At 71.6% G+C, this 17,171-nt stretch carries 16 protein-coding genes; 13 read left to right on the top strand and 3 right to left on the bottom strand.

Annotated elements, in window-relative coordinates; genetic code table 11:
- The first annotated feature begins 14 nt into the window (after positions 1–14).
- Complete coding sequence (locus ACYVLJ_RS36735; RefSeq protein WP_451987622.1) at positions 15–635, top strand: L-threonylcarbamoyladenylate synthase; 621 nt, start codon at positions 15–17, stop codon at positions 633–635.
- A 7-nt stretch (positions 636–642) separates the two neighbouring features.
- Here the strand turns inward: ACYVLJ_RS36735 and ACYVLJ_RS36730 are convergent, their stop codons facing one another.
- Positions 643–1,344: a maleylpyruvate isomerase family mycothiol-dependent enzyme gene (locus ACYVLJ_RS36730; RefSeq protein ID WP_460442122.1), complete on the bottom strand. Its 702-nt coding sequence runs from the start codon at positions 1,342–1,344 to the stop codon at positions 643–645.
- A gap of 125 nt (positions 1,345–1,469) precedes the next feature.
- On the opposite strand from ACYVLJ_RS36730, the gene ACYVLJ_RS36725 reads away from it, so the two are divergent.
- Both ACYVLJ_RS36725 and ACYVLJ_RS36720 read left to right on the top strand, forming a co-directional pair.
- Positions 1,470–1,859: a YciI family protein gene (locus ACYVLJ_RS36725; protein WP_451987626.1), complete on the top strand. Its 390-nt coding sequence runs from the start codon at positions 1,470–1,472 to the stop codon at positions 1,857–1,859.
- Positions 1,856–3,067: an RNA polymerase sigma factor gene (locus ACYVLJ_RS36720; RefSeq protein ID WP_451987628.1), complete on the top strand. Its 1,212-nt coding sequence runs from the start codon at positions 1,856–1,858 to the stop codon at positions 3,065–3,067. Before ACYVLJ_RS36725 ends, ACYVLJ_RS36720 begins: the two co-directional genes overlap by 4 nt.
- 196 nt (positions 3,068–3,263) lie before the next feature.
- Here ACYVLJ_RS36720 and ACYVLJ_RS36715 read toward each other — a convergent pair whose 3' ends face one another.
- Both ACYVLJ_RS36715 and ACYVLJ_RS36710 read right to left on the bottom strand, forming a co-directional pair.
- On the bottom strand, positions 3,264–3,959 hold the full coding sequence (locus ACYVLJ_RS36715) for a winged helix-turn-helix transcriptional regulator (RefSeq protein ID WP_451987630.1): 696 nt from the start codon (positions 3,957–3,959) through the stop codon (positions 3,264–3,266).
- A 45-nt stretch (positions 3,960–4,004) separates the two neighbouring features.
- Positions 4,005–4,841, bottom strand: coding sequence for an AfsR/SARP family transcriptional regulator (locus ACYVLJ_RS36710; protein WP_451987632.1), 837 nt, complete (start codon positions 4,839–4,841; stop codon positions 4,005–4,007).
- A 504-nt stretch (positions 4,842–5,345) separates the two neighbouring features.
- On the opposite strand from ACYVLJ_RS36710, the gene ACYVLJ_RS36705 reads away from it, so the two are divergent.
- The 10 genes from ACYVLJ_RS36705 (at position 5,346) to ACYVLJ_RS36660 (ending at position 17,061) form a co-directional block, all read left to right on the top strand.
- Entirely contained in the window at positions 5,346–6,266 is a 921-nt protein-coding gene (locus tag ACYVLJ_RS36705; RefSeq protein WP_451987634.1) for a helix-turn-helix transcriptional regulator, read from the top strand.
- A 29-nt stretch (positions 6,267–6,295) separates the two neighbouring features.
- Complete coding sequence (locus ACYVLJ_RS36700) at positions 6,296–7,291, top strand: DUF1702 family protein (protein ID WP_460442121.1); 996 nt, start codon at positions 6,296–6,298, stop codon at positions 7,289–7,291.
- A gap of 110 nt (positions 7,292–7,401) precedes the next feature.
- Entirely contained in the window at positions 7,402–8,385 is a 984-nt protein-coding gene (locus ACYVLJ_RS36695; RefSeq protein WP_460442120.1) for a DUF1702 family protein, read from the top strand.
- Entirely contained in the window at positions 8,382–10,355 is a 1,974-nt protein-coding gene (locus tag ACYVLJ_RS36690; protein ID WP_451987640.1) for a CRTAC1 family protein, read from the top strand. Before ACYVLJ_RS36695 ends, ACYVLJ_RS36690 begins: the two co-directional genes overlap by 4 nt.
- A 4-nt stretch (positions 10,356–10,359) precedes the next feature.
- Positions 10,360–11,367 (top strand): enediyne biosynthesis protein, encoded by a 1,008-nt coding sequence (locus ACYVLJ_RS36685; RefSeq protein ID WP_460442119.1) that lies wholly within the window; start codon positions 10,360–10,362, stop codon positions 11,365–11,367.
- Positions 11,364–12,737: a cytochrome P450 gene (locus ACYVLJ_RS36680; protein ID WP_451987644.1), complete on the top strand. Its 1,374-nt coding sequence runs from the start codon at positions 11,364–11,366 to the stop codon at positions 12,735–12,737. Before ACYVLJ_RS36685 ends, ACYVLJ_RS36680 begins: the two co-directional genes overlap by 4 nt.
- Before the next feature lie 25 nt (positions 12,738–12,762).
- Positions 12,763–13,332, top strand: coding sequence for a DUF5987 family protein (locus ACYVLJ_RS36675; protein ID WP_451987646.1), 570 nt, complete (start codon positions 12,763–12,765; stop codon positions 13,330–13,332).
- Positions 13,329–14,981 carry a GMC family oxidoreductase gene (locus ACYVLJ_RS36670; RefSeq protein ID WP_460442118.1) on the top strand — a complete coding sequence of 551 codons (1,653 nt, stop codon included), beginning with the start codon at positions 13,329–13,331 and terminating at the stop codon, positions 14,979–14,981. Before ACYVLJ_RS36675 ends, ACYVLJ_RS36670 begins: the two co-directional genes overlap by 4 nt.
- Before the next feature lie 71 nt (positions 14,982–15,052).
- Positions 15,053–16,123, top strand: a complete 1,071-nt coding sequence (locus tag ACYVLJ_RS36665) for a carboxymuconolactone decarboxylase family protein (protein WP_460442117.1) — start codon at positions 15,053–15,055, stop codon at positions 16,121–16,123.
- A gap of 143 nt (positions 16,124–16,266) precedes the next feature.
- Positions 16,267–17,061, top strand: coding sequence for a TIGR03084 family metal-binding protein (locus ACYVLJ_RS36660; protein WP_460442116.1), 795 nt, complete (start codon positions 16,267–16,269; stop codon positions 17,059–17,061).
- Positions 17,062–17,171 lie beyond the last annotated feature (110 nt).

Genomic DNA, 17,171 nt, shown 5'->3' with positions numbered 1-17,171 from the left:
CCTAGGCTCGCGCCATGGCTCGGTACTTCGACGTCCACCCGGACAACCCCCAGCGGCGGGCCATCGGCCAGATCGCCGACCTCGTGCGCCAGGACGGCCTGATCGCCTACCCGACGGACTCGTGCTACGCGCTGGGGTGCCGGCTGGACAACCCGGCCGGCCTCGACCGGATCCGCTCGATCCGGCGGCTCGACCGCCGCCACCACTTCACGCTGGTCTGCCAGGACTTCGCCCAGCTCGGCCAGTTCGTGCACGTGGACAACGCCGTCTTCCGCGCGATCAAGGCGGCGACGCCGGGCAGCTACACGTTCATCCTGCCCGCCACCAAGGAGGTGCCGCGGCGGCTGATGCACGAAAAGAAGAAGACCGTCGGCGTGCGCATCCCCGACCACGTGGTCACCCAGGCGCTGGTCGCGGAGCTGGGCGAGCCGCTGGTGTCGAGCACGCTGCTGCTGCCGGACGTGGCCGAGCCGCTCACCCAGGGCTGGGAGATCAAGGAGGAGCTCGACCACGTCCTCGACGCGGTCGTCGACTCCGGCGAGTGCGGGGTGGAGCCGACCACGGTGGTCGACTTCTCCTCGGGCGAGGCCGAGGTGGTCCGCCGCGGCGCCGGGGATCCGGCCCCGTTCGAGTGAGCGGGGGTCAGTCCACTTCGGACGTCCACAGCGGGTTCCGCCGCGAGGGCACCAGCTCCGTCCAGCGGACGGCTTCGTCGCCGACGGCCTCGACGGCCAGGTCGGCCGCCGCGCGGCGGCCGGTGAACAGCAGGCAGAAGTCCACGGCGGGACCGGTGATCCGGTCCGCCACGCCGGCGGGGCCGAACTCCCACCGCTCGCCCGAAGGCGCGGTGAGCTCGTAGCGGAACCGCCCGGCGGGTGGCTCGCCGTGCCCGGCGTAGACCTCGTCGCGGGTGCGGACGCCGTAGTAGGCGACGTGCCCGACGCTGTCGTTGCGGGGCAGGCGGACCCCCAGCACGTCGGCGATGTCCTGGCCGCGGGCGAACAACGCGGTGAGCAGCGCGGCCGCCACCGCCGCCGGGCGCAGCGGCCCGCCGGGCCAGTGCACGTCTTCTTCCGCGCTGGCCAGCAGGTCGGTGGCCTTGCGGTGCTCCGACAGCCACGCGAGCACGGCGTCGCCGAGCATCCCGGAGTTCGTGATGCGGGGAGCGGAAGCGCTTTCGTCGCCTTCGACGCTCAGCACGACCCGGCGGGCGACGACCGTCAGCTCGGCGAGGTGCCCGGTGATCGCGCGGCCGGCGGGCAGCATCACCGACGTCTCGTGGTCGCGGATCAGGTCCGCGAGGGCGTCCGCTTCGGCGGCGAGGTCGGCGTGCACGTCTTGCATGGGGGAATCCTTAAGGCGGTGGGTGGTGAGGCGTCGATGCTGCTCCTGCGGCGAGGCCGCCGACCACTCACAGGTTGCGGTGCCGGATCGGCTATGTTCGCGGGGACCGAACGCGGGGAGAAGCGATGAAGTACCTGCTGGCGATGTACATGAACCCGGACGTCTGGGACGGGCTGTCCGACGGGGAAAAGGACGAGGTGATGACCGGCCACGGCGAGTTCATCCGCCGGATCCGGGAGTCCGGCGAGATGATCGGCACCCAGGCCCTCGACGCGCCCGCGAAGAGCGCGGTGGTGCGGGTGAAGGACGGCATGCCGGCGGTCACCGACGGGCCGTTCGTCGAGTCGAAGGAGTTCCTCGCCGGCTACTACCTCGTCGAGTGCGCCAGTCAGGAGCGCGCGTACGAAGTGGCCGCGATGATCCCCGACGCGAAGATCGAGGGGCTCGGCATCGAGGTCCGGCCGGTGGTGTTCTTCGCCGACGCGACGGGCGAATCCGAGTACACGGGCGGGTGAGCGAGGACGTCGGCGAGCTGCTCCGCCCGCTCGTGCCGCGGGTGCTGGGCACGCTCGTGCGCCGGTACGGGCAGTTCGACGCGTGCGAGGACGCCGTGCAGGAGGCCCTGCTCGCCGCGTCGGAGCAGTGGCGGGACGGCGGGGTGCCGGACAACCCGCTCGCCTGGCTGGTCACCGTGGCCACGCGCCGGCTCACCGACCAGTGGCGCAGCGAGAGCGCGCGCCGTCGCCGGGAGGAGTCCGTCGCGGCCCGCGAGCTCCCGGAGCCCGTCGAGACGCCGGGCGAAGACGACACGCTGACGTTGCTGTTCCTGTGCTGCCACCCGGCGGTGTCCCCGCCGTCGCAGGTGGCGCTGACGCTGCGCGCGGTGGGCGGCCTGACGACCGCGCAGATCGCGAAGGCGTTCCTCGTCCCCGAAGCGACGATGACCCGCCGCATCACCCGCGCCAAGGAGAGCATCGCGGCGGCGGGGTCGACGTTCGGCGAGCCCGCGGAGGCCGACTACGCCGGGCGGCTGAGCGTCGTGCTGCAGGTTCTTTACCTGATCTTCAACGAGGGGTACACGGCGACGTCGGGGACGGACCTGCACGTGCCCGAGCTGGCGCGCGAGGCGATCCGGCTGACGAGGGCGGTGCGGGCGCTGCGGCCGGACGACGGCGAAGTCGCGGGGCTGCTGGCGTTGATGCTGCTCACGGACGCGCGCCGGCCCGCGCGCACCGGCGCCGACGGGACCCTGGTGCCGCTGGCCGAGCAGGACCGCGACCGCTGGGACCGGACGGCGATCGCGGAGGGCCGCGCCCTGGTCGGCGCGGTGCTGGGCCGCGGCCCGGTGGGCGTCTACCAGGTCCAGGCGGCGATCGCGGCACTGCACGACGAGGCACCCAGCGCGGAGACCACGGACTGGACGCAGATCGCGCAGCTGTACGAAGTGCTGCAGGAGCTGGCCCCGAGCCCGGTGGTGACGCTGAACCAGGCGATCGCGGTGTCGATGGTCGACGGCCCGGCACGCGGGCTCGAGCTGCTGGCGTCCCTGGCGGAGGACAGCCGGATGCGGCAGAGCCACCGGCTGGACGCGGTCCGCGCGCACCTGCTGGAGCGCGCGGGCGACCTCGCGGGCGCGCGGGAGCACTACCGGCGCGCGGCCGGGCGGACCGCGAGTCTGCCCGAGCGGCGGTACCTGGAGGAGCGGGCGGACCGGTTGGGCTGAGTGGGGCTTGTGGCCGGGGTGGGAAGCTGCGTTGCAGGTCGGCGATCTCGCGGGCGCGCGGGAGCACTACCGGCGCGCGGCCGGGCGGACGGCGAGTCTGCCGGAGCGGCGGTACCTGGAGGAGCGGGCGGACCGGTTGGGCTGACGACTGCGAGCCGGAGGGCGGAAGGCCCTCCGGCTCGTCAGGTGATCGTCCTCAGTGGACGGCGACGTCGTTCTTCGCCTCGGGAGCCGAGGTCAGGCGGAACAGGCGGGTGAACAGTTCGAGGTCGCGCACGTCGCCCTCGATGGAGACCGAGCCGTTCTCCAACGCCTGGGCCGGGGTGACGTGACCGCCGATGACGTCCAGCAGGGCCGAACCCTGGCTGGACCGGATGATCAGGTCGGCGTCCGGGTAGCGGCCTTCGGAGACCTTCAGGTCGCCGTCGTCGACCATCGCGTGGAGGATCATCGTGTTGTGGTAGTGGATCGCGAACGTGATCTGGACGCCGGCCGCCGCTTCCGCCTGGAACGTCGTGTACAGCGACAGGATCGCCGCGTCCAGGGTGAAGATGTCGTCCGGGCCCGGGTGGCTCAGCGACCGGGCGCCCCACAGGCCGAGGTCCAGCAGGATCTGGTCGAGCTCGCTGCCGTACTGGGTGAGCTCGTAGACCAGGCCGGCGTCGAGGTCGGGCCGGATCCGGCGGCGGATCACGCCGGACTCCTCCAGCTCGTTGAGCCGCGCCGAAAGGATGCTCGGCGGAATCTTCGGCAGGCCGGTCCGGAGCTCGTTGTAGCGCTTCGGGCCGAGCACCAGGTCGCGCACGATGAGCAGGGCCCAGCGTTCACCGACGAGCTCCATGGCGCGGGCCAGTCCGCAGTACTGTCCGTAGGTGCGGTTGCGTGCGGTCATTGATCCTCACTTCGTTCGTGCGGGGTGGGTCGGTGGCGCGGTGGCTCAGAAGTGGTCGCCCTCCGAGATCAGGTCGTGGTGCAGCAGCTGCAGCTCGTCGCACGGCTCGACGCCGAGCTCCTCGCTGAGCCGCTTGCGGAGGGTGCGGTAGACGGCCATCGCGTCGGACCGGCGGCCGCTGCGGCCCAGCGCCCGCATCAGCTGCCCGTGCAACGCCTCGTCGAGCGGGTTGCCCGCGGTCAGCGAGCGCAGTTCCCCGATCAGCTCGCGGTGGTTGCCGCTGGTGATCTCGGCCTCGATGAGCATGTGCAGCGCGTTGCGCCGCTGTTCCAGCAGCTCCACCGTGTACGGGAGCAGAATCGGTCCACAGTGGACGTTGGCCAGTGGCGGCCCGGTCCACAGGTCCAGCGCCGCGCGGAACCGCAGGGCCGCGGCCGCGTGCTGGTCCTGGCGCAGCAGGTCCTGCGCCTCCTGCTGCAGCTGCCCGAACCGGTGGACGTCGACCTGGCTCGGGTCGATCCGGAAGACGTACCCGGGCGCCTTGGTGGTCAGCAGGTCCTCGGCCCCGTCGGCCAGGCTGTTCTGCTCGAAGCACCGGCGCAGGTGGTAGACGTAGGTGTGCAGCGTGGTCCGCACCGTCCGGGGTGGACCGCTCGGCCACAGCTCCTGCGTGATCGAGTCGACGTGCACCATCTTGCCCGGGCGCGTGACGAGCAGGGCCAGCAGTTGCAGGAGCTTCGGAGCGGTCGGGGTGTGGTCGACGCCGTCGCGCAGCACGCCGAGCGTGCCGAGAACCGTGAACTGGACGACACTTTCGGGTGGTCGGACGGGCCGTTGGGACACGTCGACCAGCCCGTCCGATAGCCTCTTCTCGGAGTACATGTCGCGCGCCTCCAGGTGTTCTGCCGCGATGTCTCTAGCTCCCCAGTACGCCTCGCCGAGCCGGGCACGGCCGACCGCGGGCTGTCCATCGTCGAATGTGACAGAGCGGCGCCACCCCAGCCAGTGAGCGGTCCACCAGACTCGAGATGTGTTTTCCCCGCCGGGCCCGTGCGTTCCGCACGTCTCGCTCGGGTGCTGCCCACCCGTCGCAGCCGGCGTGGGGCGGGCAAACCGCAGGTCCCGGACGGCGTGGCGGCCGGGAATCGGGGAACCGCGGGCCCCGGGGCTCCTCGATCCGGCCTTTCTGCCAGCCGGGCCCGGTGTGCCGCGCACGACGCGGGTGTGCGTTCGTCACCCGGGAACCCTGCCGTCCGCACGGTCGTCGCTCCGGTGGTGCGCCGTGCTCGCCCGGCTCTCGATCGGGGGTCCACCGGCCCGCGAGGGGTGACGTCTTACCTGGCGAACAGGGAACTTGACGTCGGTAGGGAATTCGAGGTTGGACTGATGATCTTGCGATCGGTGGCGTCCGGGGGCGCCGACGGCGAAGACCCGTCCGCGGGTGCAGAGCGGTACAGGCAGGTCCAAGCGCCGGAACAGGCCGTCCAGCCCGCCGTCCTGCGCGCGATCGAAATGATCCTGGAGCGGTACTTCGAGCCGATCACGTTGTCGGCCCTGGCTTCCGAGGTGTTCGTGAGCCCGTTCCACTTCTCACGCATCTTCGCCAAGGCGACCGGTGTGACGCCGGGGCGCTTCCTCACCGCGGTGCGGCTGTTCGAAGCGAAGCGGTTGCTGCTGACCACTTCGCTGACCGTTTCGGACATCGTCTGCAGCGTCGGCTACAGCAGCGTCGGCACGTTCACGAGCCGGTTCGCCCGCGCGGTCGGGATGACCCCGACCGAGTACCGCGAACCGGAGGTGGGTGAGCTGCTCGTGGCGCACTCGGCGTACTTCCAGCGGCTGCCCGCGCTGCGGTCGCTGCGGGAGGCGGGCAGCACCTGCGCGTCCCTGCAAGGGGGCAACGAACGGCTGGGGGTGCGGCTGCGGTTCCCGAACGGCGCCGCGCCGGCCACCGTGCTCGTCGGCGTGTTCGCCGACGCCGTACCGCAGAGCGGCCCGGTGGCCTTCGGCGGGCTGGCCGACTCCGAGGCGGGCGCGCTGACGATCCACGGGGTGCCCGAGGGCACCTGGACGGTGATCGCGGTCGCCGACCACGGTGCGGGACGGCCGCCCGCGGGCGGGCCGGCCTTCACCATCGGCACGGCGACGACGACGGTCACCCCGTTCGAGCCGGCGGAGGTGTCGATCCGGCTGCGGCCGCCGGCGCTGACCGACCCGCCGATCGCGATCACCCTGGCGTCGCGGCAGACGCCGGGCAGCCAGCAGATGCTCGCCGCCTCGCGCGCGCACCTGCGCGCCGTGGCCTGAACCCGCGTCCCGAGAAGAGGAAACGAGCAATGGCGACATTCTTCGGCGTCCTGCGCAAGCGCGCGCTGGCGCCCTCCCTGGCTTCGGTGGGGTTCGAGGAGCGTGGCTTCCCGGTCACCCCCACCGCGGCGACGGCCCGGCTGGAGGCGGTGCCGCAGGCCGTGGTGTGCGGGTTCGAGTGGGCGATCGAGGGCGCTTCGCTGTGGGAGCTGGAACGGCGGCTCGCGCTCGTCGAACCGGAGCAGCGCGGCTTCGCGTACGAAGGCGCGACGATGGGGTACACGATCCTCGACGCGATGCCGGGCGGCGGCCGCGACCGCACGAAGGCACTGCTGGAGGGCCCGGGGGAGCCGCACATCTTCCTCACCTACATCGGGATCGGGTTCGCGATGGCCCGGCTGCCGCGTCCACTGTGGAAGAACATCCTGCCGTCGCTGGAGGGGGTGCACCACCACCCGGTCATGAGCTGGCTGGCGGTGGACGGCTTCGGGTTCGACCGGGCGTACTTCGACACCGGCAAGTGGGTCGGCGAACAGGCCGAGCCGGCACCGTACCCCTGGGCGGGGCGCCCGGACTACTTCTCGCGTGCCTTCGACCAAGGCGTCGGCCGCGCGCTGTGGTTCATCAACGGCGGCGTGCCCGAGGCCGCCGCGGCCGCGGCGGACGCCTTCGCCGAAAGCCGCCGCCCCGACCTCTGGAGCGGGATCGGGCTGGCGGCCACCTTCGCCGGCGGCGCGGACCGGGCCGGGCTGGAGACGCTGCGCCGGCTCGCCGGGCCGCACCACGCGGAACTGGCGCTGGGCGTGGTGTTCGCGATCAAGGCGCGCACCTACTCGACGTACGTGCCGGAGCACAGCCGCCTTGCCGCGGAGGTGCTGGCGGACCTCACGGTCGAGGCCGCCGAGACGATCGCCGACCGCACCGAGGTGCCCTTCGTCGACGAGGGGCCGGAACCGCCGTACGAGCTGTGGCGCGAGCGGATCCGGGCGGAGTTCCGCGCGGGCTCCCGAGAGCGCGCCGCCTGACGCCGCCGCTCGCGGGCAACCGTGGAGTAGACCGCTGACCAGCGGATAAGTGACCGTGGAGCGGAACGAGCTTTACCACATTTCCTTCTACCCGTAAGGGGGAGAGTGCGTTGGGCAATGGTTGGCGCACGCTCAGGCGTCGCATCCTGACACCGGACGTTTCGGAGACCTCGCTGGAGAAGCGGGGCTTCCACCGCAAGAGCCCAGCCGCTCAAGAACGACTCGAGACGATCGGGGAAAGGTTCCTCCTCGGGTACGCGCACGCGGTCGAAGCGCGGTCGGTGGAGCAGGCCGAGGAATGGCTCGAGCAGATTCCGACGCAGTTCCGCGGCTTCGCCTACGAAGGCGCGGGAATGGGGTACGGCGTCCTCGACGGGCTGCCGTTCGGCAAGAGCACGAACATCGCCGATTTCCTGGCCGGCCCCGGCGAGAAGCACGACTACATCATCTACGTCGGGGTCGGCTGGGCGATGTGCCGGCTGCCGCGGTTCGCGTGGCCGAAGGCGTCGGCGTTCGACCCGCTGCTGCGCTGGCTCGTGCTCGACGGCTACGGCTTCCACCAGGCGTACTTCAAGACCGCCAAGTACATCGGGCAGCAGTACCAGGAGCCGGGCTTCTCCTGGCCGGACCGGCGCTACGACGGGTACGCGCTGCGGGCCATCGACCAGGGCATCGGCCGCGCGCTGTGGTTCATCTGCGGCACCGACGTCTCCCTGGTGACCAAGACGATCGAGGAGTTCCCCGAGTCGCGCCACGGCGACCTGTACGCGGGGGTCGGGCTGGCCTCGACCTACGCGTGCGGCGTCACCGCCGACGAGCTGGCGGAACTGGTCGACCGGGCCGGGATCCACCACGGGCAACTGGCGCAGGGGAGCGCCTTCGCCGCCGAGTGCCGGGTGCGCTCGGGCCTGATGATCCCGGAAACCGAGATGGCGGCCCAGGCGATCTGCGGCCTGTCCGCCGAGCGGGCCGCCGCGATCACGCAGGAGGTCCGCCCGGCCGTCGTCGTCGACGGCGACGACGTCCCGGCCTTCGAAACCTGGCGGCAGCGGATCGCCGAAGAAGTGCTGACCCACGGAGGTAAGAAGAAATGACCGCGACCTTCGGCTGGCTGCGCAAGCAGCTGGCGGGCATCGTGGCGCTGGTGCTGATCCTCGGCCTGTTCCTGGTCGCCCGGCTGCCCAGCGTCTCCGCCGCCGAACAGGACCAGATGGCGAACCAGTTCCACTTCACCCCGATGACGATCGCGCTGCCCGCGGCGAAGAAGTCGCAGTCGATCCGGACGGTGAACAAGGAGTACGAGCACATCGCCGCCTGGATCTCCTCGGTCGGCGCCGCGATCGCGATCAACGACATCAGCGGCAGCGGCAAGGCCAACGACATCTGCCTGGTCGACCCGCGCAGCGACCAGGTCGTCATCACGCCGGCGCCGGACTCGGGCCCGCGCTACGCGCCCTTCGCGCTCGACCCGGCGCCGACGCTGCCGACGTGGGACTACATGGCCCCGATGGGCTGCGTCCCCGGCGACTACAACGAAGACGGCCGCACCGACGTCCTCGTCTACTACTGGGGCCGGACGCCGGTGCTGTTCCTGCAGAAGGCGAACGCCACCAAGTTCGACGCCTCGGCGTTCCAGCCGACCGAGCTGGTGCCGGGCAACAACCGCGGCCCGGACGGCAAGTACACCGGTCCACTGTGGAACACCGACTCCGCCACGATCGGCGACTTCGACGGTGACGGGCACGTCGACATCTTCATCGGGAACTACTTCCCGGACAGCCGGGTGCTGGACCCGAACGCCGACGGCGGCATCACGCTGAACCAGTCGATGTCGCACGCGACGAACTCGGGCGGCAAGTACATCTACCGCTGGACCGGCGCCACGTCCGGGGCGAACCCGACGGCGAAGTACGTCGACGCCTCCCAAGGCATCCCGGAGAGCGCGCGCCAGGGCTGGACGCTGGCCTCCAGCGCGACCGACATCGACGGCGACAACCTGCCGGAGCTCTACATCGCCAACGACTTCGGGCACGACCACCTGCTGTACAACAAGTCCACGCCGGGACACATCGAGCTCGCCGAGGTCACCGGGGTCCGCGGGATCGCCGACCCGAAGTCGAAGGTGCTCGGCCACGACTCCTTCAAGGGGATGGGCGTCGACTTCGGCGACCTGAACCACGACGGCCTCTACGACCTGTTCGTCAGCAACATCACGACCTCGTGGGGCATCGAGGAGTCGAACTTCCAGTTCATGAACACCTCGCGCAGCATCCAGGACCTGCGCAGCCAGCTGCAGAACGGCGTCGCCCCGTTCCACGACGAGAGCGGCCAGACCGGCACGGCGTGGTCCGGCTGGGGCTGGGACGTCAAGATCCAGGACTTCAACAACAGCGGGGAGAACCAGATCGCCCAGGCGACCGGGTTCGTCAAGGGCCAGGTCAACCGCTGGCCGAACCTGCAGGAGCTGGCCACGGCCAACGACGGACTGCTGTCCAACCCGTTCTGGTGGCCCAACGCCCGCGCCGGTGACGACATCGGTGGCGACCAGACGTTCCACTTCTTCGTGAAGAGCCCGGACGGCCGCTACACCGACCTCGGCCCGCGGCTGGGCCTGGCGGTGCCGGTGCCGACCCGCGGCATCGGGGTCGGCGACACCAACGGCGACGGCCTGCCCGAGTTCGCGGTGGCGCGGCAGTGGGAAGCGCCGATCTTCTACCACAACGACAGCCCGAACCCGGGCAAGTACCTGCAGCTGAAGCTGACCACGGACGCCCCCGTCGCGCCCGGCCCGCTGCCCGCGGCCGGCAACCCGGCGATCGGTGCCCAGGTCACCGTCACGACCTCGGACGGCAAGAAGTACCTCGGCCGGGTCGACGGCAGCAGCGGCGAGGCCGGCCGGCGCAGCTTCGACGTCCAGATCGGCCTCGGGCACGACGTCACCGGACCGCTCGACGTGCACCTGCAGTGGCGCGACCGGACCGGGCAGCTGCGCACGCAGGACCTGAAGCTGCAACCCGGCTGCCACGCGTACCAGCTCGGCACCACGGCGATGGAAGAGATGTGACGGCATGACCACCCCGACGCTGACCAAGGTGGACACCGCGCCACCGAAACGGACGAACAAGGTCGTCACCGCGCTCAAGCGGTTCGCGATGTCGATCACGATCTTCAACATCCTCGGCTACACGATCCTCGGCTTCGAGCAGCCGTACCTGTACCCGTTCGTCGCGCTGGCGACCGCGTACACCACGGAGATCCTGCTCGAGATCATCAACGCCAAGGTGACCAAGCGGGAAGTCCGGTTCAAGGGCAACGGCTTCAAGGGGCTCATGGAGTTCCTGCTGCCGGCGCACATCACCGGTCTCGCGCTGAACATGCTGACCTACGTCAACGACCAGATCCTCGTGATGGTCTTCGGGGTCGTCGTGGCCGTCGGCGCGAAGTGGGTGCTGCAGGCGCCGGTGTACGGCCGGATGCGGCACTACATGAACCCGTCGAACTTCGGCATCACGATCATCCTGCTGGTGTTCCCGTGGGCCAGCATCGCCCCGCCGTACCACTTCAGCGAGCAGATCGCGACCTGGGGCGGCTGGCTGATCGTCGCGATCATCCTGGTCTCGGGCACCGTGCTCAACGCGCTGCTGACCAACCGGATGTTCCTGATCGCGGGCTGGCTGAGCTTCTTCGTCATCCAGGCCTTCGTCCGCGGCTGGCTGTTCGGCACGTCGATCCCCGGCGCGCTGGCGATGGGCACCGGGATCGCGTTCGTGCTCTACACCAACTACATGGTGACCGACCCGGGCACGTCGCCGTCGAAGAAGGGCTCGCAGTTCGCCTTCGGCGCGGGCGTGGCGCTCGCGTACGGCTTCTTCACCGCCGTGCACGTCTCCTACGGCCTGTTCCTGGCCACCGCGACCGTGTGCCTGATCCGCGGGATGTTCCTGTGGGGCCTGCACTTCTCGAACAAGGCGCGGATCCGGTTCGAGGCCGACCAGGCCGCGCAGAAGGCGAAGCTCGAGCTCGCGCCGCCCGCTCCCGAAGCGGACGACGAGAAGCCGGGAGCCGTCGCGGCATGACCGGTCCTTCGGACGACGCCCGGGCGGCGCGCACCGCGCCGCCCGGGCCGCCGCGCCGGGCGACGTTCCGGTTGCTGAAGCAGCTCTTCACCGACCGGCTCGCGCTCATGGGCGACAACGCCGACACCTACGGCGACGTCGTCCGCATCGCCATCGGCCCCAAGGCGATGTACCTGGTGAACCACCCCGACCTGGCCAAGCACGTCCTCGCGGACAACGCGGCCAACTACCACAAGGGCATCGGCCTGCAGGAGGCGCGCCGCGCCCTCGGCGACGGCCTGCTCACCAGCGACGGCGAGATCTGGAAGAAACAACGCCGGACCATCCAGCCGGTGTTCCAGCCCAAGCGGATCTCGCGGCAGGCCGCCGTCGTGGCGTCCGAAGTGGACGGACTGATCCGGCGGCTCGCCGCGCACGACGGCCCGGTCGAGATCCTGCACGAGATGACCGGCCTGACGCTGGGCGTGCTCGGCAAGACGCTGCTGGACGCCGAGCTCGGCGGCTACGAGACGCTGGGCCACTCGTTCGAGGCCGTGCAGGACCAGGCCATGTTCGAGGCGGTCACGCTGAGCATGGTCCCGCAGTGGGTGCCGCTGAAGAAGCAGGTGCAGTTCCGGACCGCGCGCGACGACCTGCGCCGGATCGCCGACGAGCTCGTCGAGCAGCGGCTGGCGAACCCGGTGGAGAACGGCGAAGACGTGCTGTCGCGGCTGATCGCGTCCGGGTCCGAGCAGGGTGCGACGCGCGAGCGCATGCGCGACGAGCTGATCACCCTGCTGCTGGCCGGGCACGAAACGACGGCGAGCACGCTCGGCTGGGCGTTCCACCTGATCGACGAGCACCCCGAGGTCGCCGAGCGGCTGCACGCCGAGGCCGTCGAGGTGCTCGGCGACCGGCTGCCCGAGCACGAAGACCTGCGCCGCCTGACCTACACCGTGGCGGTGGTCGAAGAGGTCATGCGGCTCTACCCGCCGGTGTGGCTGCTGCCGCGGATCGCCCAGGCCGACGACGAGATCGGCGGGTACCACGTGCCGGCCGGGTCGGACGTCGTCGTGGTGCCCTACACGCTGCACCGGCACCCGGAGTTCTGGGCCGACGCCGAGCGCTTCGACCCGGGCCGGTTCACCGCGGACGAGCGGCCGCCGCGCTACGCCTACATCCCGTTCGGCGCCGGGCCGAGGTTCTGCATCGGCAACAGCCTCGGGGTGATGGAGGCCGTGTTCGTGCTCGCGATGGCCGCGCGGGACCTGGAGCTGCGCAAGGTGCCGGGCAAGGTCGTCGAACCCGAGGCGATGCTCTCGCTGCGGGTGCGCGGCGGGCTGCCGATGACCGTGCACCCGCGGGCCGCCGAGACCCGCCGGGCCGCTTGATCCACACTGATGAGGAGGTAGGCCGGTGCAACCCGAGGCCACCGAAGAAGAACGCGTCAAGAACATGACTCTCGAGGCCTACGCCGACACGATCGTGCCGGGGGAGAAGCGGTTCCCGGAGGACCGGGCGATCGCCGGGGCCGCGCCCGGTCCCGGCTCGGTCGTCGCCGGTGCGCTCGAGCTGCTCAACTTCGACGCGACCGGCGTCACGGCCGGCCTGCCCTACCTCGCGCAGTCGCTCAACGACCACGCGAAGTCCTACGCGGGCGAGGTGGATCTGGAGCTCGACCACGACGTCCCGCCGTTCGTCGCGCTGCCCTACGAACACCGCCGCGAGCTGGTGCGGCGGCTGACCACGCCCGGGCACCCGGAGAAGGACGGCTGGGTCAGCCTGGCCCTGTTCTGCAACATGGCCTACGACAGCGCCGCGCACAAGCACACCGCCGAAGCCATCCGCGAAGGGCACCCCGGCCTGCTGGCGCTGGGCTACCGGCCCCCGGACGCGGACGGGTTCTGGCGGTTCCCGAAGTACGGCTACGGCCGCAAGCTGGCCGAACTCCACCCCGACACCACGCCCTCCGGGAGCCCCGCATGAGCGCCATCGACAAGACCGACGTCGTCATCGTCGGCAGCGGCTTCGGCGGCTCCATCCCCGCGTACCACCTCGCCGCCGGCGGGGCCAAGGTCACGGTGCTGGAGCGCGGCCCGTGGCTGGCCGCGGCCGACTTCGAGCACGACTACCTGCTCGGCTCGTCCTACACCCGGGCGTTCGACTTCGTCGTCGGCGACGGGATGAGCGTGCTCGGCGGCAACTGCGTCGGCGGCGGCAGCGTGGTGTACTTCGCCGCGATGCCGCGGGCGCCGAAGTTCGTCTTCGAGCGGCACGGCAGCATCGGGCGCCGGATGTGGCCTTCGGTCATCACGCGCGACTCGCTCGAGCCGTGGTACGACCGGGTCGACGAGTCGATCCCGGTGTCCAAACAGGACTGGAACGACGTCTCCTACGCCGGCGGGCTGTGGGCCGCGGCCTGCAACCACTCGGGCCGCACGGCCAACCCGGCACCGGTCGCGGTCGACAACGGCACCTGCGTCAACTGCAACTTCATGATGGCCGGCTGCAAGTTCGACGCCAAGCGGTCGATGCTGACCAACTACCTGCCCGCGGCCCTGTCGCACGGCGCGGAAATCCGGCCGCTGCACGAGGTCCAGCGCCTCGAGCGCACCGAGGACGACGGCTACCGCGTCTACTACGACTTGATCGACGAAGAGGACTACCGGGTCCACACCGGCAGTGGCGTGATCGAGGCGAAGATCGTCATCATCGCCGCCGGCGCGGGTGCGACCCCGGTGATCCTGCAGCGTTCGGAGGCCGCGCTCGGCGCGATGCCGCACGGCGTCGGCCGGTACTTCTCCGGCAACGGCGAGCGGCTCAACACCGCGATCATCGACGAGGACCGCGTGCGCGAGGTGCTCGGACTGTCCCGTGAGGACGGTCCGGTGTACTCGGCCAACCACATCGGCAAGGGCCCGACCGTGGCGAACTGGGACAAGCTCGACGGGTCGCTGCCGGAGTACGAGCGGTACTCGCTGGAGCAGCTGTACTTCCCGCCGGGCCTGGGCACCATCCTCGCCCAGGTGCCCGGCGGCGAGGAGCCGCGCTGGTACGGGGCGCAGAAGAAGGAGATCCTCAACCAGTGGGCCAACTGGCTGACGATCTTCCTGATGACCGAGGACGACAACGAAGGCGTCTTCGGCACGCCGCCACCCACCGGCAACGCCTACCGGATCTCGCAGCAGATGCTCGGCCGCGGCCCGCTGCGCTACGACCCGACGCCGAACACCCGGCGCGGGTGGGCGCTCGCGGACGCCGACTGCAAGGAGATCATCGAGAAGGACGGCATCGGCAAGGTCGCGCCGTGGACCAACGACGTCGTCGGGGCCTACACCGTGCACCCGCTGGCGTCCTGCCGGATCGGGGACGACCCGGCGACGTCCGCCCTGCACCCGAACCACGAGCTGCGCAACCACCCCGGCATCTTCGTCACCGACAGCGCGTCGGTGCCGGGCGCGCTCACGGTGAACCCGGCGATGACCATCGCCGCGCTCGCCGAGCGGTCGGTGCCGAGCATCGTCCGGGCCGCGCAGGCGCGGGGGGTCGACGTCAAGTACGGCGCACCGGCCCCCGACGGGTCGATCACCGGCCGGCGCGCGGTGTCCAAACTGGACCTCGTCGCCGGCAACTGATGCACGGGTACACCGAACTCGCGCTCCTGGGGATCTGGGAGCGCGAGTTCGCCGGTTCTCGAGGAGGAACGATGGCGCCGGGACTGGTGCGGTTCGCGTTGCGGCGGACCGTGAAGGACGTCAAGCACGTCGAGGCCGTGCGGCCGCGGCGGGCGCGGGGCCTGGTGCGGGAGGTGTACCGGCAGGTCGAACGGGACTTCGGGATGCTGGCGCCGCCGATCGCGCTGCACTCGCCGTCGCCGCCGGCGCTGGCGGCCGCGTGGCTCCTGCTGCGCGAGTCGCTGGTCGCGGCGGGCGTCTCGGGCCGCGCGGACCGGGAGGTGGTCGCGGCCGCGGTTTCCGCCGGCAACGCCTGCCCGTACTGCGTCGAGGTGCACGCGATGGCGGTGGGCTCCCTGGGCGACCCGGGCACGGCGGCCGCGCTGGAAGCGGGCACCCCGGACGAGATCACCGACCCCGGCGCCCGCGAGCTCGCGGAGTGGGCGCGGGGCGCGGGCCCGCTGCCGCCGGGTGTCCCGGCCGGGGCGGCCGCCGAGTTCGCCGCCGTGGCCACCGCCTTCCACTACCTCAACCGGATGGTCGCGGTGTTCCTCGGCGACTCGCCGCTGCCCGACCGGGTGCCGGCGCCCGCCCGCGGGAAGGCGAAGGCGGTGCTCGGCCGCTTCCTGCGGCCGGGCCAGGCCCCGCCGGCCGGGCGGGCCCTGGCGTTCCTGCCCGCCACCGGCGCCGACGGCCCGGACTGGGCCGAGCCGGGCAGCACGCTCGCCGACGCCTTCGCGCGGGCCCGCGTGGCCGTCGAAGACGCCGGGGCGCGGGTGCTGCCGCCGCGGGTGCGTGACCTCGTGCGGCGCGAGCTGAAGGCGTGGGACGGTCGCCCGCCCGGCCTCGGCCGGTCGTGGGCCGACGGCCCGGTCGCCGAGCTGCCGCCCGCGGAGCGCCCGGCCGCCCGGCTGGCCCTGCTGGTGGCCAAGGCCGCCTACCAGGTCGACGACCTCGTCGTCACCGCCGTCCGCGGCGACCGCGCCGACGACCGGGGGCTGATCGAGCTCGTCTCGTGGGCCGCTCACGCCGCCGCCGAGGAGCTCGGCAGCCGCCTTTCCCTGCGCCCACGAGGAGAAGACGCGTCACGCGGGCGCGGGTGATGATTCGAAGAGGAGCTGATCGACCGGCCGGATTCCCTCGATCTCTCCCCGGCGGCCGCCGCACCGTGGCCCACCCACCCCCGCCACGAGCACGGCGGCCGCCGAAACCGACGTCCCCAGAACGAGCAGGGAAAGGACAACCGGTGACTGACACGACGGCCGTGATCGCCGACCTGACGACCGAGGCCGAGAGCGTGGACGCGCTCGTCGCCGGCCTTTCCGAAACCGAATGGGACACCCCGACGCCGGCGCCCGGCTGGACCGTGCGCCACCAGGTCGGGCACCTCGCCTTCATCTTCCGCATCGCGGGCCTCGCCGCGGCGCAGCCCGAGGCCTTCGTCGCCATGACGAAGGCGATCGGCGGCGACCTCGACGCCGCCGTCAACGGCGCGCTCCAGGAGTACCTGGGCGGTCCGGCGGAGGTCCTGCTGAGCCGCTGGCGCGCCGAGCGCGACCAGGGCATCAAGGCGCTCGCCGCGGTCCCCGGCACCGATGTCGTGCCGTGGCTGGTCAACCCGCTGCCGCCGTACGTGCTGGCCTGCGCGGGCATGATGGAGGTCTTCGCGCACGGCCAGGACATCGCCGACGCCCTCGGCGTCCGGCCGGTGCGCACCGACCGCCTCGCCCACCTCGTCGGGTTCGCCGTGCGCGTGCGCGACTTCGGGTACCAGGCGCGCGGGCTGACGCCGCCCGAGGAGGAGTTCCGCTTCGAGATCACGACGCCGTCCGGGCGGCTGCTGACCTTCGGGCCCGAGGACTCGGCGGAGCGGATCACCGGCGGTGCCGAGGACTTCTGCCTGCTGGTCACCCGGCGGCGCCACCCCGACGACCTCGGCGTGCGCGCCGAAGGCGGGCTGGCCCGGCAGTGGCTGGAGGTGGCCCAGGCGTACCGGGGCCCGGCCGGTGACGGCCGCCGCCCGGGTCAGTTCCCGGCCTGATCCGTCCACTGTGGATGGTCGAGGGGAGTGCGGCGGATTTGTTCGCCGTTGCGCTTCCCGCGGCCGGGGCAGGGAGAAAGAAGAAGCCGGGAGTGCGGAAGCCCATGCTG

The sequence above is a fragment of the Amycolatopsis stemonae genome, assembly GCF_054781455.1.
The sequence above is the reverse complement of the archived record's forward strand: the minus strand, read 5'-3'. Positions and strand labels throughout refer to the sequence as shown.